Source organism: Cohnella abietis, assembly GCF_004295585.1.
Taxonomy (GTDB): Bacteria; Bacillota; Bacilli; order Paenibacillales; family Paenibacillaceae; genus Cohnella; species Cohnella abietis.
Genome location: NZ_AP019400.1, coordinates 3029337 through 3053852, shown reverse-complemented (window position 1 = coordinate 3053852; position 24516 = coordinate 3029337). Strand labels below are relative to the sequence as shown.

Annotated in this window: 25 protein-coding genes; 1 reads left to right on the top strand and 24 read right to left on the bottom strand. The window is 45.3% G+C overall.

Annotated features, from left to right (window positions below):
* Positions 1-2: 2 nt before the first annotated feature.
* From KCTCHS21_RS13055 to KCTCHS21_RS12950, 22 genes are all read right to left on the bottom strand, one after another.
* Positions 3-1235, bottom strand: coding sequence for an acetate kinase (locus KCTCHS21_RS13055; RefSeq protein WP_130608651.1), 1233 nt, complete (start codon positions 1233-1235; stop codon positions 3-5).
* The gene (locus KCTCHS21_RS13050) at positions 1232-2104 is read right to left on the bottom strand and encodes a 3-hydroxyacyl-CoA dehydrogenase family protein (RefSeq protein WP_130608648.1); all 873 of its coding nucleotides are present in this window, start codon (positions 2102-2104) and stop codon (positions 1232-1234) included. The genes KCTCHS21_RS13055 and KCTCHS21_RS13050 overlap by 4 nt, the downstream gene beginning before the upstream one ends.
* Before the next feature lie 158 nt (positions 2105-2262).
* Complete coding sequence (locus tag KCTCHS21_RS13045; protein WP_130608645.1) at positions 2263-3465, bottom strand: hypothetical protein; 1203 nt, start codon at positions 3463-3465, stop codon at positions 2263-2265.
* The gene (locus KCTCHS21_RS13040) at positions 3465-4022 is read right to left on the bottom strand and encodes an RNA polymerase sigma factor (RefSeq protein WP_408621785.1); all 558 of its coding nucleotides are present in this window, start codon (positions 4020-4022) and stop codon (positions 3465-3467) included. Before KCTCHS21_RS13040 ends, KCTCHS21_RS13045 begins: the two co-directional genes overlap by 1 nt.
* A 216-nt stretch (positions 4023-4238) precedes the next feature.
* Complete coding sequence (locus tag KCTCHS21_RS13035; RefSeq protein WP_130608642.1) at positions 4239-5738, bottom strand: AAA family ATPase; 1500 nt, start codon at positions 5736-5738, stop codon at positions 4239-4241.
* On the bottom strand, positions 5731-6270 hold the full coding sequence (locus tag KCTCHS21_RS13030; RefSeq protein WP_130608639.1) for a hypothetical protein: 540 nt from the start codon (positions 6268-6270) through the stop codon (positions 5731-5733). The genes KCTCHS21_RS13035 and KCTCHS21_RS13030 overlap by 8 nt, the downstream gene beginning before the upstream one ends.
* A 473-nt stretch (positions 6271-6743) precedes the next feature.
* Positions 6744-7277 carry a cell wall elongation regulator TseB-like domain-containing protein gene (locus KCTCHS21_RS13025; RefSeq protein WP_130608636.1) on the bottom strand — a complete coding sequence of 178 codons (534 nt, stop codon included), beginning with the start codon at positions 7275-7277 and terminating at the stop codon, positions 6744-6746.
* A complete protein-coding gene (locus KCTCHS21_RS13020) occupies positions 7274-8578 on the bottom strand; it encodes an amidohydrolase (RefSeq protein WP_130608633.1) in 1305 nt (434 codons plus the stop codon). The genes KCTCHS21_RS13025 and KCTCHS21_RS13020 overlap by 4 nt, the downstream gene beginning before the upstream one ends.
* Complete coding sequence (locus tag KCTCHS21_RS13015; RefSeq protein ID WP_130608630.1) at positions 8575-9231, bottom strand: redox-sensing transcriptional repressor Rex; 657 nt, start codon at positions 9229-9231, stop codon at positions 8575-8577. Before KCTCHS21_RS13015 ends, KCTCHS21_RS13020 begins: the two co-directional genes overlap by 4 nt.
* Entirely contained in the window at positions 9228-12116 is a 2889-nt protein-coding gene (gene dinG, locus KCTCHS21_RS13010) for an ATP-dependent DNA helicase DinG (RefSeq protein ID WP_130608627.1), read from the bottom strand. The genes KCTCHS21_RS13015 and dinG overlap by 4 nt, the downstream gene beginning before the upstream one ends.
* Positions 12117-12169: 53 nt before the next feature.
* Entirely contained in the window at positions 12170-12811 is a 642-nt protein-coding gene (locus KCTCHS21_RS13005; RefSeq protein WP_130608624.1) for a hypothetical protein, read from the bottom strand.
* A gap of 69 nt (positions 12812-12880) precedes the next feature.
* Positions 12881-13264: an aspartate 1-decarboxylase gene (gene panD / locus KCTCHS21_RS13000; RefSeq protein ID WP_130608621.1), complete on the bottom strand. Its 384-nt coding sequence runs from the start codon at positions 13262-13264 to the stop codon at positions 12881-12883.
* On the bottom strand, positions 13249-14157 hold the full coding sequence (panC, locus tag KCTCHS21_RS12995) for a pantoate--beta-alanine ligase (RefSeq protein ID WP_130608618.1): 909 nt from the start codon (positions 14155-14157) through the stop codon (positions 13249-13251). Before panC ends, panD begins: the two co-directional genes overlap by 16 nt.
* On the bottom strand, positions 14154-15017 hold the full coding sequence (panB, locus tag KCTCHS21_RS12990; RefSeq protein WP_130608615.1) for a 3-methyl-2-oxobutanoate hydroxymethyltransferase: 864 nt from the start codon (positions 15015-15017) through the stop codon (positions 14154-14156). The genes panC and panB overlap by 4 nt, the downstream gene beginning before the upstream one ends.
* Positions 15018-15296: 279 nt before the next feature.
* Positions 15297-16265 (bottom strand): biotin--[acetyl-CoA-carboxylase] ligase, encoded by a 969-nt coding sequence (locus KCTCHS21_RS12985; RefSeq protein ID WP_130608612.1) that lies wholly within the window; start codon positions 16263-16265, stop codon positions 15297-15299.
* A gap of 9 nt (positions 16266-16274) precedes the next feature.
* Positions 16275-17573, bottom strand: a complete 1299-nt coding sequence (locus KCTCHS21_RS12980) for a CCA tRNA nucleotidyltransferase (protein WP_130608609.1) — start codon at positions 17571-17573, stop codon at positions 16275-16277.
* A 41-nt stretch (positions 17574-17614) separates the two neighbouring features.
* Positions 17615-18778 carry an N-acetyl-alpha-D-glucosaminyl L-malate synthase BshA gene (gene bshA, locus KCTCHS21_RS12975; protein WP_130608606.1) on the bottom strand — a complete coding sequence of 388 codons (1164 nt, stop codon included), beginning with the start codon at positions 18776-18778 and terminating at the stop codon, positions 17615-17617.
* Positions 18779-18870: 92 nt separating this feature from the next.
* Entirely contained in the window at positions 18871-19581 is a 711-nt protein-coding gene (gene bshB1, locus KCTCHS21_RS12970) for a bacillithiol biosynthesis deacetylase BshB1 (RefSeq protein ID WP_130608603.1), read from the bottom strand.
* Positions 19578-20000, bottom strand: a complete 423-nt coding sequence (locus KCTCHS21_RS12965; protein WP_130608600.1) for a methylglyoxal synthase — start codon at positions 19998-20000, stop codon at positions 19578-19580. The genes bshB1 and KCTCHS21_RS12965 overlap by 4 nt, the downstream gene beginning before the upstream one ends.
* Positions 20001-20034: 34 nt before the next feature.
* A complete protein-coding gene (gene dapB, locus KCTCHS21_RS12960) occupies positions 20035-20841 on the bottom strand; it encodes a 4-hydroxy-tetrahydrodipicolinate reductase (RefSeq protein WP_130608597.1) in 807 nt (268 codons plus the stop codon).
* Positions 20842-20845: 4 nt separating this feature from the next.
* A complete protein-coding gene (locus KCTCHS21_RS12955) occupies positions 20846-21394 on the bottom strand; it encodes a tetratricopeptide repeat protein (protein WP_162309322.1) in 549 nt (182 codons plus the stop codon).
* A gap of 46 nt (positions 21395-21440) precedes the next feature.
* Positions 21441-21809, bottom strand: a complete 369-nt coding sequence (locus KCTCHS21_RS12950) for a nucleotide pyrophosphohydrolase (RefSeq protein WP_179952674.1) — start codon at positions 21807-21809, stop codon at positions 21441-21443.
* Between the two features lie 84 nt (positions 21810-21893).
* Between KCTCHS21_RS12950 and KCTCHS21_RS12945 the strand changes: the two genes are divergently transcribed.
* A complete protein-coding gene (locus KCTCHS21_RS12945; protein WP_130608591.1) occupies positions 21894-22763 on the top strand; it encodes a YitT family protein in 870 nt (289 codons plus the stop codon).
* Between the two features lie 9 nt (positions 22764-22772).
* On the opposite strand, the gene KCTCHS21_RS12940 is transcribed toward KCTCHS21_RS12945, so the two are convergent.
* Together KCTCHS21_RS12940 and KCTCHS21_RS12935 are read right to left on the bottom strand one after the other, a co-directional pair.
* Complete coding sequence (locus KCTCHS21_RS12940) at positions 22773-23744, bottom strand: sporulation protein YpjB (protein ID WP_157994032.1); 972 nt, start codon at positions 23742-23744, stop codon at positions 22773-22775.
* A 58-nt stretch (positions 23745-23802) separates the two neighbouring features.
* On the bottom strand, positions 23803-24447 hold the full coding sequence (locus tag KCTCHS21_RS12935) for a DUF1405 domain-containing protein (RefSeq protein ID WP_232058179.1): 645 nt from the start codon (positions 24445-24447) through the stop codon (positions 23803-23805).
* Positions 24448-24516: the final 69 nt, after the last annotated feature.

Here is a 24516-nt window from a genome sequence, read left to right as displayed (position 1 = left end):
TTCTATTCATTAGAAATGGATTCAACAGCAGCAGGTTGATTAAGCACTAGCTGATAAGTATCCCTTGCTATTAGCAATTCCTCATTCGTTGGTACAACTAAGACACTTAATTTAGAGCCTTTAGTCGTAATTCGCCTTGGTTCAGATGAACGCACTTCATTACGCTCTTCATCCAGCTCAACTCCAAAGAAGGTCAATCCTTGACATACCTCTTTCCTAAGCTGCGCTGAATTCTCGCCAACGCCGGCTGTAAACACAATTGCGTCGACACCGTCCATAGCCGCCACGTAAGCTCCGATATATTTTCGAATCCGATAAGCATACATCTCGAAAGCCAGCTTTGCTGCCTCATTACCGTCGTTCATAGCTTCAACGATCTCACGCATATCGCTGCTTATACCCGACACTGCCAGCAAACCGCTATGCTTATTAAGCATCGAATTTACTTCATTCAAGGTCAAATCCTCTTTATTAATTGTATAAGGAACGATAGCCGGGTCCAAATCACCACTCCGCGTTCCCATCATCAAGCCTTCAAGCGGAGTCATCCCCATACTCGTATCGTAGGATTTGCCTTCTAAAATTGCCGCGCAGCTGGCCCCATTACCAATATGACAAATAATTAGCTTGAGCTTGTTCATAGGTCGTTCCAGGAACTCGGCAGTTCTCTTGCTAACATAATCGTATGAGGTTCCGTGGAAGCCATAACGACGAATCTTATGCTTCCGATACAGCACCGTAGGAATTGCATACAAATAAGACTTCGGCGGCATAGTCTGGTGAAAAGCCGTATCAAAAACAACCGCTTGCGGAACGTCAGGCAAATTGATTTCTACAGCCATAATACCCATCATGTGAGCAGGGTTGTGCAATGGAGCAAGATCAAAAAGCTTACGGATTTCCAGCTTGACGCTCTGATCAATAAGCACTGACTCACTAAACGATTCTCCTCCGTGAACTACCCGATGGCCAACAGCTTGGATATCATTAATATTCGTCAACACTCCATATTGACGATGTGTAAGCATATCAAGAACCTTCTTGATTGCGGTTGTATGATCCAGAATTTCGCTCACTTCTCGCATTTCCGGTTCATGATCAACCTCGTGGGTTAAGATCGAAGAGTCCATACCGATTCTTTCTACTCGGCCTTTGGCTAACACTTCTTCCTTTTCCATGTTATACAGATGATATTTAAGCGAGGAGCTTCCAGAATTAATTACGAGTACATTCATCTGATTCTCTCACCATCCTTGTCGTACTTAAAGAAGCCTATTCCAGTTTTGATGCCTAACTGACCGGCACGAACCTTTTTCTTCAGCAAAAATGAAGGGCGGTATTTCAGCTCCCCATATTCACGGAACATACGTTCAAGAGCAGCTAACACAGAATCTAAGCCGAAGCGATCAGCCATTTCCAAAGGACCACGCTCGAACTGGTAGCCAAGACTCATCGCAGTGTCGATGTCCTCGGAAGAAGCAACGCCCTCTTCTAACAAGTGCAGAGCCTCATTAATGAGCAGGCAAATAAGTCTCGTTGTAACGAATCCTGGTGATTCGTAAACCATAACACCCTTCTTCGACAGAATTTCATCAACGAAGGCTTTTGTTCTATTAAAAGTATCATCCGACGTTTGCAAACCACGAATGATCTCGACAACATCAATTCTAAAGGCCGGATATACAAAATGCATTCCAATAACGCGTTCGGGGTTACGAATAGCACCCGCCAGCTCAGTCAAACTCAATGTTGATGTATTACTTGCCAGAACTGAGTTATCTGATAGGATTCCGTCTAATTGACTGAAAACCTCCAATTTGCTATCTAAATCCTCACTAATCGTTTCAATAACAAGCTCGCAATCCGCCAAATGCTGCAGGGAGCTTGCCATATGTATCCGATTAAGCGTTAATTTCTTCTCAGCAGCTGTTATCGCCCAGCGTTCCATCTGGCGATCGAGACTAAGCTCAAGCATTTCTTTAGCTTGCTGCAGCTTTTCAGGTGTTTTCTCAACCAAGTATACATCCAAGCCTTTAACGGCAAGCATTTCTGCTATGCTTTGCCCCATCGTTCCCGCACCTACAACTCCGATAATTCTAAACATAACTACGGTCCCTCCATATGATGTCCAAACGACACTACAGTATTAAGATGAAGTAATCATCCATAAAAAATGAATAAGACGAGATTACCCTTCCCTATAACGTGATTTCTCACCCTACAGAGATATTATTGGGTACTCTCATCTTATCATAATTCCGTCTATTCTGTTGGTTTGGGAAACCATTTGGTAAATAGCTGCTTCCAGCTTTCAACGTATCTTTCATCGACTGCCCAATTTACCATAACAACTGACTCGTTCGTATCAATCGGTACTGAAACAGATAGCTCCTGCATTTCCGCTCCCTTTAATTGATAAGGATACAGGGTAATACGTCGGTCAGCTACAATAGCAATTAGATCTTCGGCTGGTGACGTGTAGGCATCGATCGCATTACGGTCTAGCTTCAGTACCTGTTTCCCTGTAATTGATAATGTATCTGGTCCAGTTGCTTGCTCCGTGAGAGCCACAGATAGTGTAGGCCAATTTAGTAATTCGGATGCATTATTGACAATAGATTGAGAATTAGGCTGCTTCCCTACCCACTTATAGGAATCTCGAACCATTGCCCATTCCTCACTGCCCTTAATCACTTCTGTAGTTCCAAGGGCATTAGCGATTGTAATATGGTTATTTTGCAATGATTCGGGATCATTCATACGAACCGAGGGATCCAGAGCAGTAACTTCATTTACCCATGCCTTCGTATGATCGACTACATACCCATATCCATCGGAATTCGTCGTTTGCAAAATGGATAAGTAATGGTTTCCAGCAAAGAGAAGCTTCTCTGTTCTTCTAAGTGGAGCAGTTATCTCAATGCTTGCCTCTCTCTTCTTCACTTTATCCGCTCGAGTAGCCTCGATTGTTTGTACACCCTCGCCAGCACTGTCCATTACAGTGTCAACTTTCCAGAAATGAGTCTTATAGGGCATATAAATTCCGGAACCACTTCTAATAAACGTAAGCTTATTATTTTCCGGTGCTATTATTATCGTTCGATAGCTGCTTAGTGCTCCTTGATCGCTATCCTTCCTTAGACCGATTACAACGGCCGAATGAGGATTAGGATTGATCTCCCGTTCAATGACCGGTTGTGAGCTTGATGAGGCTTGCTCTAAGGGGAGAGTCAATTCACCACGCTTATTAGAGCTTAAGCTATTCCAGCCCCATAAGCCTGACACAATGACTACGATCAACAGGAATGAAGCACTGAGGACACTCCACCTCACAAACCAAGGGCGAACCGACTTCTTCTTAGGATTGTCCAGATAATGATTTATCTTTCGTCGCAATTCCTCGTCGAATCCATTCTTAGTTAGTGGGCTACGCGCCAGCTGCTCAAATAATTCCTTATCATCCACTAGCTGTTAGCCTCCTTGATCTTCGTTAGCTTCTGCCTAGCATGAAACATTCTTGATTTAACTGTCCCTTCTGTCACATCTAGTACTTGTGCAATCTCCTTCAGTGACAGCTGATTATGAGCGTATAGGATAATAACTTCTCTGTATTTCTTTGGAAGCTCTAATACCATCTTCCAAATCTCATTGACCGCCTCTGAGTCCGCAACGTCATGCTCGACAGAATGGCGCTCTCCGTAATCCTCAACAACATCAGATAAGGTTACCTTACGGAAAAAGGCAGATCGTTGATAATCAATTGCTGTATTTCGCGTTATCGTTAGGAGCCAGGTTTTTACTGAAGCATCCCTGCGAAAAGCGTGCATATTGCGAAAAACCTTAATGAATACCTCTTGCGTAATGTCATCAGCCAAATCCCATTTGCGTGTAATGCTATAGGCGTAGTTCCAAACATCCTTCCCGTAAGCCGTCATTAATTCGTTCAACAAGCCTTTGGTATCATCTGTTTCAACCATATATTTAAGAAAATCGAAATTACGTTGGGAATCCAATCTTGCCACCTCTATTCCGTTAGACGATTCAAATGTATATTAGGTTCAATGCTACCATATTTTTTGTTTATTTTCCTTCTTAAACACCGTTCTAAATCTTAAAGATACCTTAAGAATGTAACACATATTTTATATAAATTAACTAAATTTTTGCATAAAAAAATAACCACATCCCCAGACTTATTGTCTCGGAAATGTGGTTATGGTCACTTAGATATTTCCTGATCATGCTGCTTTCTCACTTAGAATATCCCGAAGTTGCTTCCCAGATAAGGTTTCTTCTTTGATCAAGTGACCGAGCAATTGCATGAATTTATCCTTATGAATGTCTAACAATTCACGTGTCTTGCTAGTGAGCTCATCCAGAATTTTCGTATTCTCCTTCGACCACTGTTCCTGAGTCAACGCTTGCGGATGGATAATCCCTAGCGTAGACATCCCCGACTCAATCATCGTTCTTACGATACTCGTTGCTTGGTCAAAATCCCCACGAGACCCTGTGCTGCGCCCGCCGTAAAAAATCTCCTCAGCAACTGCGCCGCCTAGTGCAATCATAATCTGTTCTTCTAGAACCTTTAGCGTATAGAGATAGCGATCCTCCTGCGGATGATGACGAACATATCCCAGAGCCTGTCCACGCGGAGTGAGCGATACCTGAGCAACACTCTTAGGACGCACATTCTCGGCTACGATCGCATGACCTAGCTCATGAATAGCTACTCTCTCACGTTCTTCGCGAGTCGTTTCTCTGTCCATTCTTTCACCCATCATAACTTTGTCAATCGCTTGGGTAAGATGAACGGTCATCAGCTTATCTGACTCCTCACGCATTGCATAGATCGCTGCTTCGTTCATGACGCTTTCCAGCTGTGCTCCAGAAAAACCAAAGGTTTCTTCCGCTACCTTGCCGAGCGACACTTCTTCATCCATCGGTTTATTACGTGCGTGCAGCTTCAGAATGTGCTCCCTACCCGTCTTATCCGGAAGATCTACCTGAATCTGGCGATCGAATCTACCTGGGCGAAGTAAAGCAGGATCAAGCAATTCTTTACGGTTCGTCGCAGCAATCAGAAGTACACGAATACTTTCTTCCCCCTGAACACCATCCATCTCGGTAAGCAATTGATTAAGGGTTTGATCATATTCTCTATGCTGCCCGCCGTCTCTTTTGCCACCAATGCCATCAATCTCATCAATAAACACAATTGCACTATCTCTCTTCAGCTTAATCGCTTGCTGGCGAGCTTCCTTGAACAAATCGCGGATTCTTCCAGCACCGACCCCAACATACATCTCGACAAACTCACTCCCCGATGCCGCAATAAATGCGGAACGAGTATGATTGGCTGCAGCTTTAGCAAGTAAAGTTTTGCCTGTCCCTGGAGGACCCGTCAACAGGATACCCTTGAGAGGACGAATACCGAGCTGTTGTATCTTGTCACGATTGACTAGAAAATCCAATGCCTCCGTCAGCTCTCGTTTCGGCTGGTCCTGACCACCAATATCCTCGAAGGTTAGAAATTCAGGCTTCCGTGCGGTTACCTTCTTACCAGCTGTCCCCATCGCTAGACCACCTTTGGATCTAGACAATACGATGACTGCTGCGAACATTAATAAACCCATAACCATAATAGCTGGAGATATACCAACGTATAGCAAGAAAATAAACAAAACTACTGCAGTACCTATACCGATCTCTTTTCCAAAGGAGCTTAGCTTACGCATTAGACCACACCCCTAACATCGCAGGCTGGCGAGGTAAAATAACGTATTTCGCCGCGTTACCATCCCTCATTGAAATATAGACATTCGTTTCATCCATATCTGTGTGTACGGTAATTCCTGCAAATTGCTCGGATAAGCTCTCCATCGTATTTCTAATGCCTGAGTATTTATGGTTTTCCATCGCTTCAGCAACATCGAACAAGGCGTAGCTCCATGCTTTTTCAAGCCGCACACTTTCCTTATCCGTTGCAGTCGCCGCTAATTCCAGCTTTTTGCTTCCAATCTCACTCGCTCCATCTTTTTTTATTAGACGATATACTTCTCCAAGATCAGCATCTGGAGCCAGTTTAACTTTCACTGTAACAAGTCCATTGGACATCTCGACCTTAGCAGTTTCTACACCAGCAACTGAATTGGCAACCTTGTCTAAAGGCTTCTCAACGCCATAATGTCTGTAAGCAAACCATCCTCCGAACAGAATGACGGCCGCTAATGCCACAGTTATTGTAATAGGTATTATTCGTATTTTCATTATGCTAAACCCCTCCTACAAATAGTTATCTGTTTAGTTAGGATTGAATGTTTCAATGAGGTACAGCTAATAGTATATCAGGATTTGATATACTAATCGTTAGATGATCAATGGTAAAACAACAAAAAAACGCCTATTTAGGCGCTGTCGGGAAAATCTCAACAACCATTATTACGCACTTCGCAGCTCTTGTTCTCCATGAGGTCGAACCGTGCCACAGCTATAAGCGGTCTATCAAGATTCTTCTATTTTTACGAGCCCTGCTGCTTTCCGGACTTACTGAGTGAACTACACATACCTGTCTGCCAACACATATGTGTAGTTCACTCAGTAAGTTAAATTTGGAGGACTAACGTCAAACGGCTCATACTTTCCATTCGATATAAAAAAGCAGCCCATAAGTTCATCACTTATGGGCCAGCCGTTATTATGTCTATTTAGCTTAATGCAGCGGAATGTTTATGTTTTGCTTACTAACTCGAGAGAACATAGGTTTTAAGCTTTGATCCTGTTTTGAAGGAGTAAAAATCAATCGATTGATGCCGCTGATTGTTCTGCTCTGCCTCATTCCAGTAACGAATTTCCCACACAGGCCCGTTCTGAAACCAACCCGGAATGATGCGAATCGGCATTAATCCATTGTGCTCCTGCGAGAACTTTGCAATCATCTGCTGCTCAGACATGTTGTCGCTGACCTTTTCTTTAATGGTCTCAGCCTCGCGCTCCCATACCATCCATTCCTGCTCCTCAGCATCTTTTCCATTTACAACCCATACCGTCTCATCCCAAGTGTGAATTACCGCATTGGAGACTTCGACTAGCCCTGCTTGCTCTTTGGCGATTCGTATGGCGTTGTTCTCGGCATTACGATGATCAGTATCCGCGGAACGAACGTACAGAACGAAGGTAACGATAACAAAAACAACAAAACCAGCCAATATGACTAGCCATCTTCTAAGCGAAAGAGACGGTAATCTCCGTTTACCCTCACTGCGGCTCAGATTCATCCCCGAAGCCTCTGGAAACAACGTTCCGCTTCAGCGAGAATCTTCTCTTCATCGAGAGTGAGTAGCTGACCATTTTTCAACAATTGTTTGCCATTGACCCACACATGACTTACGTCCGACCCTCTAGCTGCATAAGCCAAATGTGAAACATAATCTGTGTGTGGAACAAAATGCGGCTTGCTGATGGAAAGAGCAATGAAATCTGCCTTGAGCCCCACCTTAAGCTGGCCCACGATTCCTTCTAAACCAATGGAACGAGCCCCGTATACGGTTCCCATCCGTAATGCCTCAGCCGCTGGAACAACTGTCGGATCCCCACTGACGCCTTTGTGCAGCAAAGCAGCCATAGATATTTCTTGGAACAGATCCAGATTGTTGTTACTAGCTGCACTGTCCGTACCGAGTGATACAGTCACTCCTGCCTTCATTAAATCAGGCACTCGCGCGATCCCGCTTGCAAGCTTCAAGTTGCTTACCGGGTTATGGGAGACAGCAACATTACGTTCCGCTAGCAACGCAATTTCCTCATCATTTAGATGAACGGCGTGAGCAACTAGAGTAGGACGACTAAACATACCTAAACGGTCCAAATGCTCAACCGGACGGTAGCCATAGTCTCTAACATTCTGCTCAACCTCAGCTATCGTTTCGGACATATGAGTGTGCATTGGCAAATTAAGCTCATGCGCTGCTTCTACGAATTTGACAATATAGTCGGGTGGACATGTGTAAGGAGCATGAGGTGAGATCATAACGCTAATACGTCCGTCAGCTGCGCCATGCCAGTCCTTGGCGAACTGAATAGCGTCCGCTAGCTTTGCCTTCTGGACGTCCTCAGGACATAAGCCAATTACACCACGGGTTAAGCTAGCCCGCATACCCGATTGCTCGACCACCTCGCCGACACGTTGCATATGGTCATACATATCTACAAATGTGGTGGTACCACTTTTGATCATTTCCGCCGCAGCAAGAGCTGAACCCCAATATACGTCGTCACCCGTAAATTTAGCTTCTGTTGGCCACATATGATTTTGCAGCCAATCCTGTAAAGCAAGATCGTCCGCAAGTCCGCGAAGCAAAGACATTGCAGCATGGCCGTGCGTATTAACAAGCCCAGGCATGAACAGTAGTCCCTTGCCGTCCATAATCTCAGTAGCACGAGATTTCTCTTGCTCAGGAGCGCTTCCTTCTCCAAGACCAGCAATAAGATCGCCCTCTATTGCCATCCAACCCTCGAATTGGGGCAGCTGTGCATCCATTGTTACGAATGTACCATTATTAATAAGTAAGCGCGTCATTGGCTTTCCTCTCCATTCAAAGAACCATTAATATGATCCATATAATAAGCCAAGCTAAGTAGCTCTGCAGTAAAATCAGCATGGTGAATTCTCACTCCAGGAATTGACTTCAGAACGACTGGAGCGAAGTTCAGTATCCCTCGGATACCCGCTGCCACGAATTGATCGGCTACATTCTGAGCCTCTGCAGAAGGAACCGTTATGATGCCAACTGATATATCATGTTGTTTAACTGCAGCCGATAGCTCCTGCATAGGCTGCACGGTTAATTGATTGATAAGTGTTCCCTTCTTGCTCTCATCAGCATCAAAAACAGATACAATTTTCATATTATCTTTAATGTACATATTATAGTTGCACAATGCACGACCCAAATTACCTGTCCCCACCAAAGCAACATGCATCATTTTGTCTAGCTTAAGAATTTGGCGAATCTTTTCTATTAAATAATCGACATTGTAGCCAACGCCTTTGCGTCCGAACTCTCCAAAGTAGGCTAAGTCCTTACGTATTTGTGCAGGATTTAGATCAAGCTTCTCCCCCAAATCCTGCGAGGATACTGTCTGGATGCGACTAGCACTCAGCTCGTTAAGAAATCTTAGATAGACAGGAAGTCGTCTTACGACTGCCTCGGATATTTTGTTCGGTTTCATGACAACTCTCCCTCTTCACCATCGACAATCGGATTAAGCCATGAGCTTACACGGGCAGCCATCGCCGCTGTCGGCAAATGTTCCATCTTGGGACCAGGTAAGGAATACAAGAAATATTTACCGTAATTCGTTTCTATTACTCTTGTATCATATAATATGACGATGCCTTTATCAGAAGCCGTTCTTACTAGTCGGCCAAAGCCTTGCTTAAAGCGTATAACTGCCTGAGGAAGTGATAGCTTCATGAAAGGATTTTTATTCTCAGCTTGGAGCTTCTCTGATTTGGCTTCTGCGACCGGGTGGTTCGGAGGCTGGAAGGGCAAGCGGACAATTGCAAGACAAGTCAGCGCATCTCCTGGCAAATCAATTCCTTCCCAGAAGCTACTCGTTCCTAGCAACACCGATGCTGGCTGCTTAATGAATTGCTGTGTCAAGCGGCTACGGCTGCCACTGTCCATTCCTTGTCCTAACACTTGAATCCCGCTTGACTCTAGTCGCTCCTTCAGAGGCCCATACACGGTTTTAAGCATACGATGGGAGGTAAAGAGCACAAGCATACGCCCTCCCACTGTTCGGGCCATTTCCTGAAGCGAATCGACTAACGCATTGATGAAGGTTGTTTCTCCATCGCGTCCTTTAATCGCAGGAAAATCTCTAGGGATAAGAACTAACGCCTGCTCGCGATATTTGAAAGGGGATGGAAGTAATGCCGTCTTTAATCTCCCATCCTTCTCAGCCGCATCTAGCCCAAGCTGCTCAGTGACGTAACGGAAAGACTTATCAATCGTAAGTGTAGCTGATGTCATAATGACGCTTGCTTTGCGATCGAATACACCTTCTTTAAGGAGCACGCTTACATCCGCTGGCACTCCATATATCCATACCGATCTCCCGCGATACTGAGAATGCCCCTCTACCCAATAAACGAACTCAGGCTTGCCAAGCGAGACAAAAGATTGTGTATCTGCTCGCACATTGGCCAAGTCTTTCAGCACTCCGCTTAGGTCGGTTAGCATCCCTTGCAAGCTAAGCTCATCCGCATCTTCCCGAATTTCAATCGTTAATTTCTCTAGAGGCCGGATAAAATCGGAAAGTAGCTGGATCACATTGTTCCCATCTACGGACAAGCTCTCCCACTGTGAAGGCAGCTCCGATGGCTTCAGCCTATAGGTATAATTGCCTGTTTCATCTGTAGAGGCCTGACTAGCGAGCAAATTAAACAAAGCATCCATCCATCGCTCCCATGCATCACGTATTTCATGAATTTTGGGCACGATTACCTCTAGCTTTTCTGTCCAAGCCGATGAATTGCCCGTTCCTAATGATGAAACAGTGCTAATTAACTGAGGCAATAAACCAGTACGTGCATCTTTCCAGATACGTTGAAGAGGAATAGCTAGCGTTGAATGCCCTGTTTTCTGTCCGAGATGATGGCTTGCAACCTCTTCCAGATGATGCGCTTCATCTACAATCAGTCTATCATATGCGGGTAAAAGCCGATGCTCAGCGCGTATGTCAGTGAACACCAGAGCATGATTCGTAATAATAAGATCTGCTTTACCGGCTTCGTTCCGTGCTCGATGATAGAAGCAGCGACGGAACCAAGGACAGGCACGATTCAGACAAGATGCTGCATCACTGGATACTGCATCCCATTCCTCCTTGTTCCGAGTACCGATATTGAGCTCTTCAGATTCCCCTCTTTCCGTTTCTCCAAGCCATACCGTCATTCCCCCTCGAGTAATGGCATCCTCGCGACCTAGTGCATGCTCTGGAATTTGCTGACGGCTCTCAAATTTCCTCAAGCATAAGTAGTTACTACGACCCTTGAATACCGCTGCGCGAAAAGGCATAGGAAGAACCTGCTGAAGCAAAGGCAAATCTCGTTCACGAAGCTGCTCCTGAAGCTGAATTGTATGAGTAGTGACTACGACTTTTTTGTCTTCCTTTAACCCATAATATAGTGAAGGCAACAAATAGCCTAGTGATTTCCCCGTTCCTGTTCCCGCTTCCACCAATAAATGAGAGTCCTGCTCTAATGCTCCAACAACCTCCTGGAACATAATCTCCTGACCTTCCCTTGATTCATATCCGGGAAACAGCTGCTTGAGATTATTCTGAACGATAGCTAGATATTCGTCGAATGACATATCCTTCAACAGCTTAGATGCATCCGTTGTATCTTCGCTCCGATTTGTAAGTGCATCCTCGCTCCAGTCGCCCACATTCATCGCGAATTGACGGAAGTGATGAACCCCTTCCTCTTGAATGAATGGCTGCGTTTCACGCCAAACAGCTACGTCAGCAATTAGCCAGCCTAGATCATTGCTTTCCTGATCGAACATAGCTCTAAGCCGCTGCAAAGTAAATAATGGCAACGTCCTGAGCTTGTTCAAGCACAGCAGGAATAGCTCTGCGGTTGCAACAGCATCACTGTCAGCCTGATGAGGGCGATCATGACTAATATTAAGGGTTTGTGTAAGTGATGATAATGAATAAGATGGCTGGGTGGGATACAGAAGGCGAGTAAGCTCCACTGTATCAATCATTCGTCCTGCGAATGGCAAATAGCCGCTCCGATCTAGGGCGGCTTGCAAGAAGGAAGCATCGAACTCTACGTTGTGCCCTACAAGTACAGCATCCTGAAGGAAAGGGACAACCTCATTAAGCATATCTTCAAGCTCATTAGCATTGATGACATCCTCATTGGTGATCCCCGTTAAACGCGTTATCTCAGGCGGTACCGGCCTGCTTGGACGCACATAGCTAGCATACGTTGAACAAACGGTACCCGCCTCATCAATTAGCGCGAGCCCCGTTTGTATAATTTCATCTTTATCGGACGACATGCCCGTTGTTTCAAAATCGAGCACGGCAAATTTCATTGCTGACTTCCTTTCCTTCCGGCAACCAGAACCGTATATATAACGGGCGATATCTAGACCTGAACTAAGCTTTGCAGCTCAGCACTTCCGAATTGAAGCTGCAGCTGTCCACTTCCCTGCTGGATCGATTCCAAATTCAACTGAGGATCAGTGAAGGAGGGATCGACTTCCAACGCTTTGAGAAAATAATGCTGAGCTTGATCAATATGGGCATAAATAGCTTGAATGCAGCCTAATGCATTATAAGCGATCGCTTGTAGTCTGGTCTCTTCCGATGTGGACACAATTAATTGGAAATGCCTTTGCGCTTCATTCCATTGTCTCATATGCATCCGAGACATCCCAAGAAATAATCGTACGCAAGTAAATTCAGGATATTCGGCTACCGCTTCCTCTAATTGCTCAGAAGCCTGCTTAAACATCTGCAGCTTAAAGTAACCTTGTCCTTTAATAAATGAGCCTACAAGCTTCTGTGGCGCTTTAGCCTCGGTCACGGCAGGCTGCTGCTGAAGATCCCTAAACATCCCCATCTTGTCTTCAAACTGTAGCCATGACTCAATAATATCATCACTTAGCGTTTTGAGCATGTCCCATTGCTGCTGTAGCATCTTTTTTTCATCACCGGAAGAGGTCGGAAATCGGAGTATAAGATCATCTAATACATCATTCATTGTCGCAAACAATTGTCGAATCATATTGTCCCCCCTTGTCGCAAGTGAAACTGTACTGCTCATTCTGCGTTCCAAGGAGGTGTTTCATACGTATTACAAAACGGTCGAATGCGGCTCTTCCGCCAATAATTTAACAACATGATTATTTTCATCCATGATTGCAACCTTCGGGTGATGCTGGCGAGCTTCTTCGTCAGAAAATAAACCATAATTGATAATAATGACCTGATCTCCCGGCTGCACAAGTCTGGCTGCTGCACCGTTTAGGCAAATGACACCAGACCCTCTTGGCCCTGGTATTGCATAGGTTTCAAAACGGGCCCCATTATTATTATTAACGATCTGAACCTTCTCATCAGGTAAAATATCAACCAGTTCAAGCAAGTCCTGGTCAATCGTTACACTTCCGACATAATTCAAATTCGCTTCCGTCACTGTTGCACGGTGTATTTTGGATTTCATCATTTGGCGAAACATAAACCTTCACCTACCTCCACTGGATTTAGCAGCCTATTATCGATAAGACGAGTTTTACCGAAATATACAGCTACAGCAATCAACAAATCATTGTTATTTTCATTAAGTGGTCGATCTTTATTAAGCTGACTCAAATTAGGATACGTGAGAACATCCACATAATCAATCTTAGCGAGCGGCGCTTTGCTAATTTCAGCCTTAAGTTTCGCAATTAGCTCAGACGCAGAAATTCCTGCCTGAATCCAATCTGTCGAAGCAGAAAGTGATTGAGATAAAATAAGTGCTTGGCTTCTTTGGTCCTCATCAAGATATACGTTACGGGAGCTGAGAGCCAGCCCATCCTCTTCACGTAAAATCGGACATGGAACAATTTCTACTGGTATATTAAGGTCTTGCGTCATCTGAGAAATAACAGCAAGCTGCTGGGCATCCTTCAAACCGAAATAAGCACGGTCAGGCTGCACGATGTTAAATAGCTTGGTAACAACTATAGCTACACCATCGAAGTGACCCGGTCGGCTTGCACCGCATAACCTCTCGGTAATTTCGCTGACGCTAATATGTGTTAATGCTTGGTTTGGATACATTTCACTTAAAGCAGGAATAAATATGATATTCGTGCCAGCTGTAGCAGCAACCTTAATGTCCCGCTCCTCATCTCGAGGATATTTATCCAAATCTTCATTAGGTCCAAATTGTAGCGGATTAACGAAAATACTTAGCACGGTTAGACCATTATCAGAAGCAGACTGACGTAAAAGGCTGGCATGCCCTTCATGTAGGTAGCCCATCGTTGGAACGAATCCTACCGATCGATTATCTTCGCTAAGCTTCCTGAATTCGGCAATCGCTTGCCGCAATTCGACAATCGTTCGGATAATCTTAGGTGTCATTTCCCTTCTCCTCCGTACAGCTTAGATGAAATGCTCTGGTTAGATGATTGCTCTAGAGGGAACGAGTGCTTCTCCTCTGGGAAAGCTTTTGTCCTTACCTCATCCACATACTCCGTAATTGCACTCCGAATCGTATCCCCAATATTCGCGTAGCTTTTAACCATTTTCTTATCCCGGATGCCAGAGCCATAACGAAGTATATCATGGTATACGAGCACTTGACCGTCACAGCCGCGACCTGCACCAATTCCAATTGTAGGGATACTAATCGAATGCGTCACAGCAGCCGCCAGCTCCTCTGTAACGAGCTCAAGAACAACACCGAATGCACCAGCCTGCTCTAACGCCTTAGCGTCTGACAATAGCTTCTCGGCCTCTGAGGAGGTTTTACCTTGAACCCTGTACCCCCCAATCTGATGAACAGACTGCGGAGTAAGTCCAATATGTCCAATAACGGGAATACCTGCTGAGGTCAACAATCTAATTTCATCAGCTAGCTCAGCGCCACCCTCTAGCTTTACCGCGTGGGCACCGCCCTCCTGCATAATTCTAGCTGCATTGCGGAGCGTTGCTTCCGGACCAAGCCGATAGGTTGCGAAGGGCATGTCCGTCACAATCATTGTGCCAGGTGCGCCACGCACTACAGCACGAGTATGATAAATCATATCTTCTAACGTTACAGGAACCGTCGTGTCGTATCCGAGTACCACATTGCCTAAAGAATCACCAACGAGAATAACGTCTACTCCAGCTTCCTCCGACAGCATAGCTGAGGGGTAATCGTAAGCTGTCAGCATAACAATCGGCTTATTCTGGCTCTTCATGGCTTTAAAACGTGGGAGAGTCAATGCTTGTTTCATGGAATATCCTCCTACTGATTACAGGATATAACAACAAAAAAACCCATTTTGCCCATGAGCAAAAAAGGTTGCCATTCAACATAGAACGTCCTTCACGTCCTTCTGTCTCGGTCCTTTCGGCTCAGAGCAGAATCCGCCGCGAATCATTGACGGTATTGGATTACTGTTGCTTTCTTTACTGCTTTTCATTCGCTAACATTTCATTGCTGGCAAGTGCAGTTCGCTACGAATAGCGATACCACCTTGTCAACAAATTATAACAGAAACTCCGAACAACGTCTATGAATCGATCACAGCCGAATAGATCGTTTTGAAGCTTCCATCCTCAAGCTCTATGCGCAAACCGCCCATATCATCAAGCTCTCGCGGGATTCCTTGAACCTGACCTTGGGGAGTATTTAATACGGTGTGATTATTCAGTGTAACGGAATGGGCTTCCCATAATGATCGGATAGGAGCAAAGCCTTGTTCCAAATAGAGCGCATATAATCGTTCGAATTCTTCGAGTATAACAGCGATGAGCTCACTACGATCTATTACAGCACCTGATGCCATTTTCAACGAGATTGCTTTCTCTAGCAGCTCTTCCGGGTAATCCTCAGGATCAAGGTTAACCGATATGCCCATCCCAACAATAACATAGCGCAATCTTTCATCTTCCGCAGCGGATTCCAATAAAATGCCGCTAATTTTCTTACCATTCACAAGCAAATCGTTCGGCCACTTGATTCCAATTGTAATTGGCACAAGGCGAGATATACCACGGCTTAGCGCAACAGCAGCAAGAAGAGTTAGCTGCGGAGTTAACGGAAGAGGCACAGGCGGGCGAAGGAGTAGACTCATCCATATTCCTTTTCCTTTTGGAGAGGCCCATGACCGTCCCATTCTGCCTCGACCCTTGGTCTGCTGCTCAGCGATAACCAATGTCCCTTCAGCAGCACCCTGATCTGCCAACCGACGTACTTCATCCTGAGTGGAGGGGACAACGTCAAGGAGATGCAGAGCCCGTCCGAAGCTCTTCGTGTTTAGCTTAGGAAGAAGCTCATGAACAGAAAGGTGGGAAGGCTTACCCGATAATCGATAGCCCAAACGCGGCACGGCTTCGATAATGTAACCTTCCGATGTCAGCTTCCGAATTTTTTTCCAGACAGCTGTCCGGCTTACCTGTAGCTTCTGGCTTATCTCCTCACCCGAGACATATTTACCCGCTTCGGCTTCCAATAGATTTAATAAGTTGTCCTTGCTCATCTTGTTCACCTACGATTTCAGATTTCCGACCAATGATTTGGCAGCCGATACAAGAGATTTCTTTTCATTGGTCACGCGCTCGAACGCCACTTCCTCCAACAATTGCTGAAGCAACGTTGTTATCCATGGGCCTGGGGATTTGCCTAGCAAGCTTGAAAGCTCATTACCACGTAATTTCAGCTCAGACACTGATGTGATCGGCAGCTCTTCTAACCAGCCTCTCGCTTCAAATAACGGCTCCTCGCAGGCTTCGTTCATTACTAACCAGTCCTCCGCGATGGAGCTACCGTATGCCAGTGCCAGCTTAATCCAGCCTACTCTGAGCTCATGCTCCTCAAACGCGCTCAGCTTCTCATTGAAGCCCACTACTTCAGCTATTCTCGTAGTCCTTCGACTGCTTAAATGTAAAGCGCGACAGAATTCGATACCCGTTTCTTGATCCGCACTCATTCCCGATAGCAAAGCAGCCCAACGCAAGTCCACATCAGCAATTAAGGGAAGCTGCAAGAAGTCGTTGCTTAATGACCCCACGGTCGAAAGAGACGCTTCCCATTCCCAGCTTAGCTCGTTAAACCGATAACGCTCTGCAGCGCTCAAGATAGCTTCAGGCAATTCTTCCTTCACATGGGCAAGCAATCCACTCTTAAACAAGTAATGACATGCTTGCTCAGGACCGCTGCCTGCCATCATCTTGTCCCATTCGTTACTAATACGTTCCATAGCGACATGCTTAAGCTTGGACCGCTGTTTAAGAATACCCGCCCACACTTCGGGCAGTAGCAGAAAATCAAATTCAGCAGCGAAACGAATAGCTCGCAGCATGCGTAAAGCGTCCTCACCGAAACGTTCGGACGCTTCTCCTACGCAAGCAACGACTCCCGCCCGCAATGCATCTTGCCCTCCGAAGGGATCAACGATCTCACCGTCCATCCCAACAGCCATAGCATTAAAGGTAAAGTCGCGCCGTGCTAAGTCCTCTTTAACATCTTGCACAAACAGTACTTCATCGGGTCGACGACCATCCGAGTAGCCAGTCTCTTGCCTGAAGGTTGTAACCTCGAATGATTGCCCGTCTTCTCTCACTGTCACTGTCCCATGCTTTAAGCCTGTAGGAAGAGTTTTCTCGAACAGCGAGATTACATCCTCTGGCCTCCCCGATGTGGCAATATCAATATCATTAAGGCTGCGACCTAACATCCGGTCTCTGACGCAGCCTCCGACTAAATAGGCCTTATGACCATTCTCTTCAAGCTTACAGACAATTTCCAGCCCTTTTGCCCATAAGCTTTCCTCATCTTGATTAATCATCTTACAACAACACCTTCCACTCACCCAGACTCCATGGGCTGTTACACTTGGCAAGCTGACACAGGAGTCTTAAGTGGCATTCCTAGAACACGGTAATAAATTTCTTCGTATTGTGCGGTAATGAGCTCATCGCAAAACACATGATGCGCTCTCTGTATACAAGCTTCTCTGAATTCTGCATACAGCTTATCGTTAGTCAATAATTTCAGTGCATTGTCTGCCATATCCTCGGTGTTTCCGATTGTTGATAAGAAGCCCGTTTTACCATGCTGAACAAGCTCTGGAATTCCTCCAGCGACTGAGCCGATTGTTGGGACTCCACAAGCCATCGCTTCCAAAGCAACTAACCCAAAGCTCTCCTTCTCCGAAGGAAGCAGCATCAAATCAGCAATGGAGATAACCTGAGCCACATCATCCTGTTTTCCCAAGAAATGTACCCGATGAGCTAGACCCAGGGCATTAATTTTGGTTTGAATTTTCGGCAAATCCGGTCCTTCCCCTACAAGTACAAGCTTGGAAGGTGTAACTGCATTTACTTTGGCGAAAATATCAACTACGTCCATCGTACGCTTCACTGGTCGGAAGTTGGAAATGTGCATGAGTACCTTCTCGTGAGGGTCCGCATAATCACTCCGTAAATCCTTACATTCACGAGGATAATAAATTCGTTTGTCCACAAAATTGTATGTTAAATCGATATGCTCATTTATATCTAGAAGATCACGGGTTTCTTTAATAAGATCTTGACTCACAGCAGTTACTGCATCGCTTTGACGGATACCCAATCGAATAATATCTTTAAGCGACTCATCCTGCGCTAATACAGTTATATCCGTTCCGTGAAGAGTTGTTACGACCTTCAGGTCATCTCCAGCCATTTGTTTAGCTAATATTGCACATATAGCATGCGGCACAGCGTAATGGACATGAAGTAAATCCAAATTTTGCAGTCTAGCTACTTGATTCATTTTACTTGCAAGCGACAGATCGTAGGGCGGATAGCGAAATACGTAATAATCTGAAACCTCGACTTCATGGTAGAAAATATTTCGGTGGAATTTCCCAAGGCGAAACGGCATGCTATGTGTAATAAAATGAATTTCGTGACCTTTTTCGGCAAGTAATTTTCCGAGCTCTGTCGCGACTACCCCCGAACCGCCTAGCGACGGATAACAGGTAATTCCTATTTTTAACGGACGATTCATGTCGAGTTCTCCTTTCTGCCATGCGAATGGAACGCGCGCTCTGACTGCGCATCCCAGACGCACATTTCATTGTATTCTCTAAGTAATCGACATTAGAAGTAATTAAGGGCAACTGGGCCTTTGGCAATGAAGCCTTCGGCATATTTATATTTCTTAGCCTGCCCAAGCAAACGATCTCTGGCCACGATAAGCTCTAAATAAGCTCCCGTAAGCGGCGTTTCAACCCAATCTGCTTGATTGTCAGCCGGAAGAAATTGCGAACGATAAGCCTTAAGGGCATTCATCTTAATATCATGTACATCACTTACGTCAATTAATAGCTGAGGCGTATGTGCGTCGTTGATGAAATAAAAAATGAGCTGATCAACCGTCCATGCCGGTAGCTCAGGCAAATATTTTCGCAGCTTAGCATTAAATACGGCTTCCTCAGCCATCCGACTACAAGTGATATGATCGGGATGCCTATCAATAACATAAGGAGCAAAAACAAGCCGAGGGCGATATTTGCGAATAGCCTCAACCATAAGATCCGTGTGCTGGGCAATTACCGCAAGCCGGCGGTCAGGCAGGCCAAGATTATCCCTCACAGTCAAACCAAGCACCCTCGAGGCTTCAGCAGCTTCCTTTTGCCTCGTTTCGACATCCCCATTCGAAGACATCTCAGCATAAGTCAAATCGATAATTCCTACCGATAAGCCTTCCTTAATGTGCTTAGCAATCGTTCCACCCATGCCGATTTCCGCGTCGTCTGGATGTGCAGCAAATATGAGTATGTCTAATTGCTTATGAGCAATCTTACTCATTCTTCTATCCCCGGCTTATATTTATGTACGAGCTCGCGCCAAGCAAAATCTCCGCGCTCCAACGCTTTAACAAGCAGCTCCCCTGTCGCGACATTCGTCGCCACCGGGATACCCTGTACATCACTAAGCCTTAGAAGTGCAATAATATCCGGCTCGTGCGGCTGTGCCATTAATGGATCACGGAAAAATAGGATGAGGTCCATCGTATTTTCCGCTACTCTGGCTCCAATCTGCTGGTCTCCGCCTAAAGGTCCGGACATGAAACGATGTATAGTTAAGGAAGTGCTTTCCATAATTCGAGTTCCTGTTGTTCCCGTTGCATAGAGCCTATGATGCTTAAGTACATGCTCATAGGCGATGGCGAAATTCACCATCTCATCTTTTTTTCTGTCGTGAGCGATTAGCGCGATTTCCATCATGGATGGTAATCTCCTCTCTTGAGGGAAGTTTAGTTTAATCTAAGAAGTGCTCGAATCCATAAACCATGCCTGTTACGCTCATGATTTTTTTGATTGCAGTATTAACACCAGGCATATAGCCAGCACGATCGAAGGAATCGTGACGTATTTTGAGAGTTTGTCCAAACGCACCGAACACAACCTCCTGTTGGGCAAACACTCCAGGGAGCCGAACGCTATGTATGCGGAATCCGTCGTAATAGCCACCTCTAGCGCCTTCAATGACTTCCTCTTCATTCGGGTTTCCTTGACGAAGCTCCTGTCTTGCTTGTGATATTAATTCCGCCGTTTTTATTGATGTACCTGACGGAGCATCTAATTTTTGGTCACCATGGTATTCAATGATTTCCACATGGGGAAAATACTTGGCAGCCATCGCAGAAAATTTCATCATAAGGATGGCCCCGATGGAAAAGTTAGGAGCGATCAGCCCACCGATTCCTTTATCTCGACAGATTTTGTCTAGTTCTACGATTTGCTCCGGTGTAAAGCCGGTTGTTCCAATTACAGGACGCACACCATAGGCAAGTGCCGTTTCGGTATTGGGCATCGCAGACTTAGGATTCGTGAAATCAACAAGGACATCGGGACGGCTGACAGACAAGGCATCGGCCAAATTGGATAAAACGATGACGCCGGTATCGGGCTTCCCGACTAGTGACCCGGCGTCAACTGCGCCTGTTGAAGTATTACCAATTGCTGCTACTAACTGTAGTTCAGGATCTTCTAATACCATTTTTACGACTTCACGGCCCATTCTTCCGCCTGCTCCAGCTACGGCTACAGTAATTTTTTGAGACATGCTATCACCTGTTCCTTTTCGAGTTGTAGTGAGAATATTGTTGTTTAAGAAGGCGGCGTCTCTCTGCCCGCACTTCGTGTAGCAAGCGTTTGGCTTCTTCATGCTGAGGCTCAAGCTGAAGAGCATCTCGTAGGGAATCTAATGCAAGCTTATAATTCCTTTGTATCCGGTACAGGACACCGAGCAGCAATCTGGCTTCTGCTGACAACGGGTCAAGCTTCGCAGCTTCCTGCAATAACTCCAGGCTCTTCTCAATGTCTGGTGAAGCTGAAGCTAGCAGCCCTCTTGCCTCAATGATTTTCTGTCTGGACAAGATCATCCGCAGGTTTAATTGATAGCTCGAATCATTCGGATCTAACTGTACGGCTCTTTCAGCATACGTTAGTGCAAGCTTAAGCTTACCGCTCCTTGCACAGGTAATGGATCCTCTGTAATGATAGGCAGCATTCTCGGGTTCAATTGCTATTGCCTGCCCAAACCAGTATATAGCTAATTCGAAATCCCCATGAAAAATGGCTTCATAAGCCTGCCGGAGGCACGTTTCCCCATCCATGCCGACTATCCTCCCTTCATTTAGGGGATAGTTCAGCATATGGCAATTACACGTTATCGGTGTACTTCTTGGTCCACCTGTCGGCATCTCGGGTATTGAATTTATGCATAACCTTACGATGTGCTTCTGTCATATCAATGCCTAATGAATTGGCAAAACAAGTAACAATAAAGAGAATATCGCCCAATTCCATTTCAATTGAGTTATCATCTTCATCCTTCTTTTTCGGTTTTTCACCAAATTGGTGATTAACCTCACGAGCTAGCTCGCCTACCTCTTCCGTCATTCTAGCAAGCATTGACATCGGTGAGAAGTACCCTTCCTTAAATTGCGAAATATAGGCATCAACATCACGTTGAATGTCGGCAAGCGTACGCTCCGTCAGCGTTAAATCAGTTATGCGGGATTCTCCCATAGTCCGCATCCTTTCTTGAAGGTGTCTTCCCTATGTTAGCCTAAGATGTTTACGAAAACAAATGCATTTTTGGAGGAATCGTCTATGAATGAAGCCTTTTCATGGAGCAACATAAGATCTTGGAGCTTGTTAGTCGCAGGAACCGCCATATATGCTTTCGGTCTTCAGTATTTTATTATCCCGAATATGCTCATGGAGGGCGGAGTTACCGGCGTTGCTGTGCTTTTGAATTACGCTTTGAATTTGCCTGTCTCTCTGACTTCCCTATTGATCAATCTCCCTTTGTTTTTTCTGGGATGGCGTCAGCTTGGGAAGCATGCGATGATTTACACCTTCGCAGGGACATTGCTGCTTTCTTTATTTTTGTGGATTACAGAGGTTCTGGTCGCTCATGGCTGGCTAATTCCGTTCATCTCTACGCAGGACTTTATCCTTGTCGTCCTCTATGCTGGAGTTACGCTTGGCGTAGGTCTAGGATTAGTATTCCGAGCTGGGGGAACGACGGGTGGCGTAGATATTATTGCAAGAATTTTGCACCGCTTAAAAGGCTGGAGCATGGGTCAAATCATACTTTCATTGGACGTATTAATCCTTTGTGTATCCCTTCTATTCATACCGAAGGAGAAAGTGTTGTACACCTTGGTTAGTGTATTCATTGCCTCTAGAATCATTGATTTCATACAAGAAGGCGCCTATTCGGCTAAGGCTTTCACGATATTGTGTCATACCCCGGAGAAGCTGGCCAAGGACATTACATTGGAGCTTGAGCGCGGGGTGACCCTAATGCCAGCAACTGGAGGCTACTCGGGTGAGAGTAAGATGATCGTTTACTGCGTTGTTAGCCGATTTGAAATTCGCAAATTAAAAAGCCTTATCCGTCTTCATGACCGGCAGGCTTTTATCGTCATTAGTGATGTTCATGATGTACTCGGTGAAGGCTTCCGTGAAGAGTAACGGGTTGCTCTATTTTTTCCATCTCTTCAGCATTTTTTGGGCCGCGTCCTCAGATTCATCGGGTTTATTACGTTTTCCCTGACCAACATATTCATCCACCTTGTAGCGTTTCCAACCAACCCAAGTAAGGATCGTTACAATAAAGGAGCCCATCATGGCAGTCCATCCCCATGACGGTGGCGCCGTTGTTATTGGGGGTACAATTGTAGCGGAAGTCTGCTTACTACCAGGAAATAAGCCATCCATCGCTTCCTGCAACGCTTTAATAGCTCCCTGAAGCATTTGTTCATTCGGAGCATTCCCTTTAAGAATACGATCGGTGTAACGAAGAACAGAGTCACCTCGTTCTATTTTCCAAGGCTCTTCCTTAAGTAGTGCTGCTGTACGTATGACTCGATAATGCTCGGATAATTGATTATACGCCAACAGTGCTGTTTTTGAAATGGCGCTAGAATCAGACGATTTTCCCGGTAAGGCTTTGCTGAGTCTCGCTATATCTTCATTCAGAACATTACGATATTGATGCCAAATTGGCTTTGATGGATGAGCCAACGCATCAGCTGCTAATCTCAGAGCTGCTGCCCCTGACTTCCACTTATGCTCATCGGGTGAAGAAGCTGCAACGGCTCTCTTCATCTCTGTCACATTTTGAGCTAACGCATGAATACCATCCGCCGTTACAATTTCCTTCATTGACAAGGAACGAAATTGCTCCTCTATAGCCGCTAAGCATTGCATGACAACTTCAATTTCACCGTCGTTCACAGCATCATACAACGCGATAGCAGACTTTAGAAAGCTATCATAAGCTTTTCCAGTTGCTTGATCTACTTTATTTGACACTAACGATTGGCTGGCAACAGAAGGACTTCCCAAAGCCAATGCTGGTGTACATATAAATAAGCACAAGCTAAGTAAAATGCTTGCTGCCATAATCCGCAGCCTTCTACGTCTTTGGAATTGCAATGTTAATAAAAACACGGACATCCCCTCCTACCCAATGGATATGAGGGGATGTCCGTATTTAGAACGTCTTGTCCTACCTTGGTTCTTTAATAAAAAGAAACTTTGATAATGCTGCCGCCAACACACTTAGCGCAGTTAGCAGGAAGGTAAAGAGTCCCACGTAAAATAAGTCATCATACAATTGCGTCGGTAAGTAAGGAAATATATCATAGCTGTAATCCAAGGTGTCATTAAGGAATGTCCACATCGCAGCAGCAAGTAATGCTAAGCCTCCAAACGTGAAAAACCTAGCGTAGAGAAGTGCGGTCACTGCCATTGCTGTATGTCCGATAATAAGCATCCAATGATCCCAGTGCAGGACATCTCCTTGAGCTTGTCCGGCAAAAATAATAGCCGTAGCCCAAATGCCATATTTGACCGACGTCACAACGCCGAGTGCTTCAATAACACCACGCACGGCATTAACCCATTGACGCTTAGAAGGCTTTGGAGAAACCCACAGCCATAGAACGGCTAATGCGAAAAATAATGAAGCGGTAGGGCTGTCAGGAACGAAAGGAATTTGCCAATGAGGGTGCTCGTTCCATACTTTAACCAATTGGTCCTTGTACCAATAATAACCGTACAGAGTACCTGGAACATAAATCAGCATAAGTATCCACAAAGTTGTTGGATGAAGCAATATACTTCTAGAGAGAAGCCATTTCCACCAGTTCAACCTTTCATTCCTCCTTTCATCAAAAAACCTGACCAGAAAACGGTCAGGTTTAGCGCTTTGCAAACGGAA

Coding starts and splice junctions, on each gene's coding strand:
- KCTCHS21_RS13055 (WP_130608651.1), bottom strand. CDS start 1,235: ATGAATGTACTCGTAATTAATTCTGGAAGCTCCTCGCTTAAATATCAT.
- KCTCHS21_RS13005 (WP_130608624.1), bottom strand. CDS start 12,811: ATGATTCGACAATTGTTTGCGACAATGAATGATGTATTAGATGATCTT.
- KCTCHS21_RS13025 (WP_130608636.1), bottom strand. CDS start 7,277: ATGAATCTGAGCCGCAGTGAGGGTAAACGGAGATTACCGTCTCTTTCG.
- KCTCHS21_RS12955 (WP_162309322.1), bottom strand. CDS start 21,394: ATGGATGGGGAAACGTGCCTCCGGCAGGCTTATGAAGCCATTTTTCAT.
- bshA (WP_130608606.1), bottom strand. CDS start 18,778: ATGAATCGTCCGTTAAAAATAGGAATTACCTGTTATCCGTCGCTAGGC.
- KCTCHS21_RS12950 (WP_179952674.1), bottom strand. CDS start 21,809: ATGGGAGAATCCCGCATAACTGATTTAACGCTGACGGAGCGTACGCTT.
- KCTCHS21_RS12985 (WP_130608612.1), bottom strand. CDS start 16,265: ATGAGCAAGGACAACTTATTAAATCTATTGGAAGCCGAAGCGGGTAAA.
- KCTCHS21_RS12945 (WP_130608591.1), top strand. CDS start 21,894: ATGAATGAAGCCTTTTCATGGAGCAACATAAGATCTTGGAGCTTGTTA.
- panC (WP_130608618.1), bottom strand. CDS start 14,157: ATGACACCTAAGATTATCCGAACGATTGTCGAATTGCGGCAAGCGATT.
- KCTCHS21_RS13030 (WP_130608639.1), bottom strand. CDS start 6,270: ATGAAAATACGAATAATACCTATTACAATAACTGTGGCATTAGCGGCC.
- panD (WP_130608621.1), bottom strand. CDS start 13,264: ATGTTTCGCCAAATGATGAAATCCAAAATACACCGTGCAACAGTGACG.
- KCTCHS21_RS13035 (WP_130608642.1), bottom strand. CDS start 5,738: ATGCGTAAGCTAAGCTCCTTTGGAAAAGAGATCGGTATAGGTACTGCA.
- KCTCHS21_RS13015 (WP_130608630.1), bottom strand. CDS start 9,231: ATGAAACCGAACAAAATATCCGAGGCAGTCGTAAGACGACTTCCTGTC.
- panB (WP_130608615.1), bottom strand. CDS start 15,017: ATGAAACAAGCATTGACTCTCCCACGTTTTAAAGCCATGAAGAGCCAG.
- KCTCHS21_RS13020 (WP_130608633.1), bottom strand. CDS start 8,578: ATGACGCGCTTACTTATTAATAATGGTACATTCGTAACAATGGATGCA.
- KCTCHS21_RS12980 (WP_130608609.1), bottom strand. CDS start 17,573: ATGATTAATCAAGATGAGGAAAGCTTATGGGCAAAAGGGCTGGAAATT.
- KCTCHS21_RS12965 (WP_130608600.1), bottom strand. CDS start 20,000: ATGATGGAAATCGCGCTAATCGCTCACGACAGAAAAAAAGATGAGATG.
- dapB (WP_130608597.1), bottom strand. CDS start 20,841: ATGTCTCAAAAAATTACTGTAGCCGTAGCTGGAGCAGGCGGAAGAATG.
- dinG (WP_130608627.1), bottom strand. CDS start 12,116: ATGAAATTTGCCGTGCTCGATTTTGAAACAACGGGCATGTCGTCCGAT.
- KCTCHS21_RS13050 (WP_130608648.1), bottom strand. CDS start 2,104: ATGTTTAGAATTATCGGAGTTGTAGGTGCGGGAACGATGGGGCAAAGC.
- bshB1 (WP_130608603.1), bottom strand. CDS start 19,581: ATGAGTAAGATTGCTCATAAGCAATTAGACATACTCATATTTGCTGCA.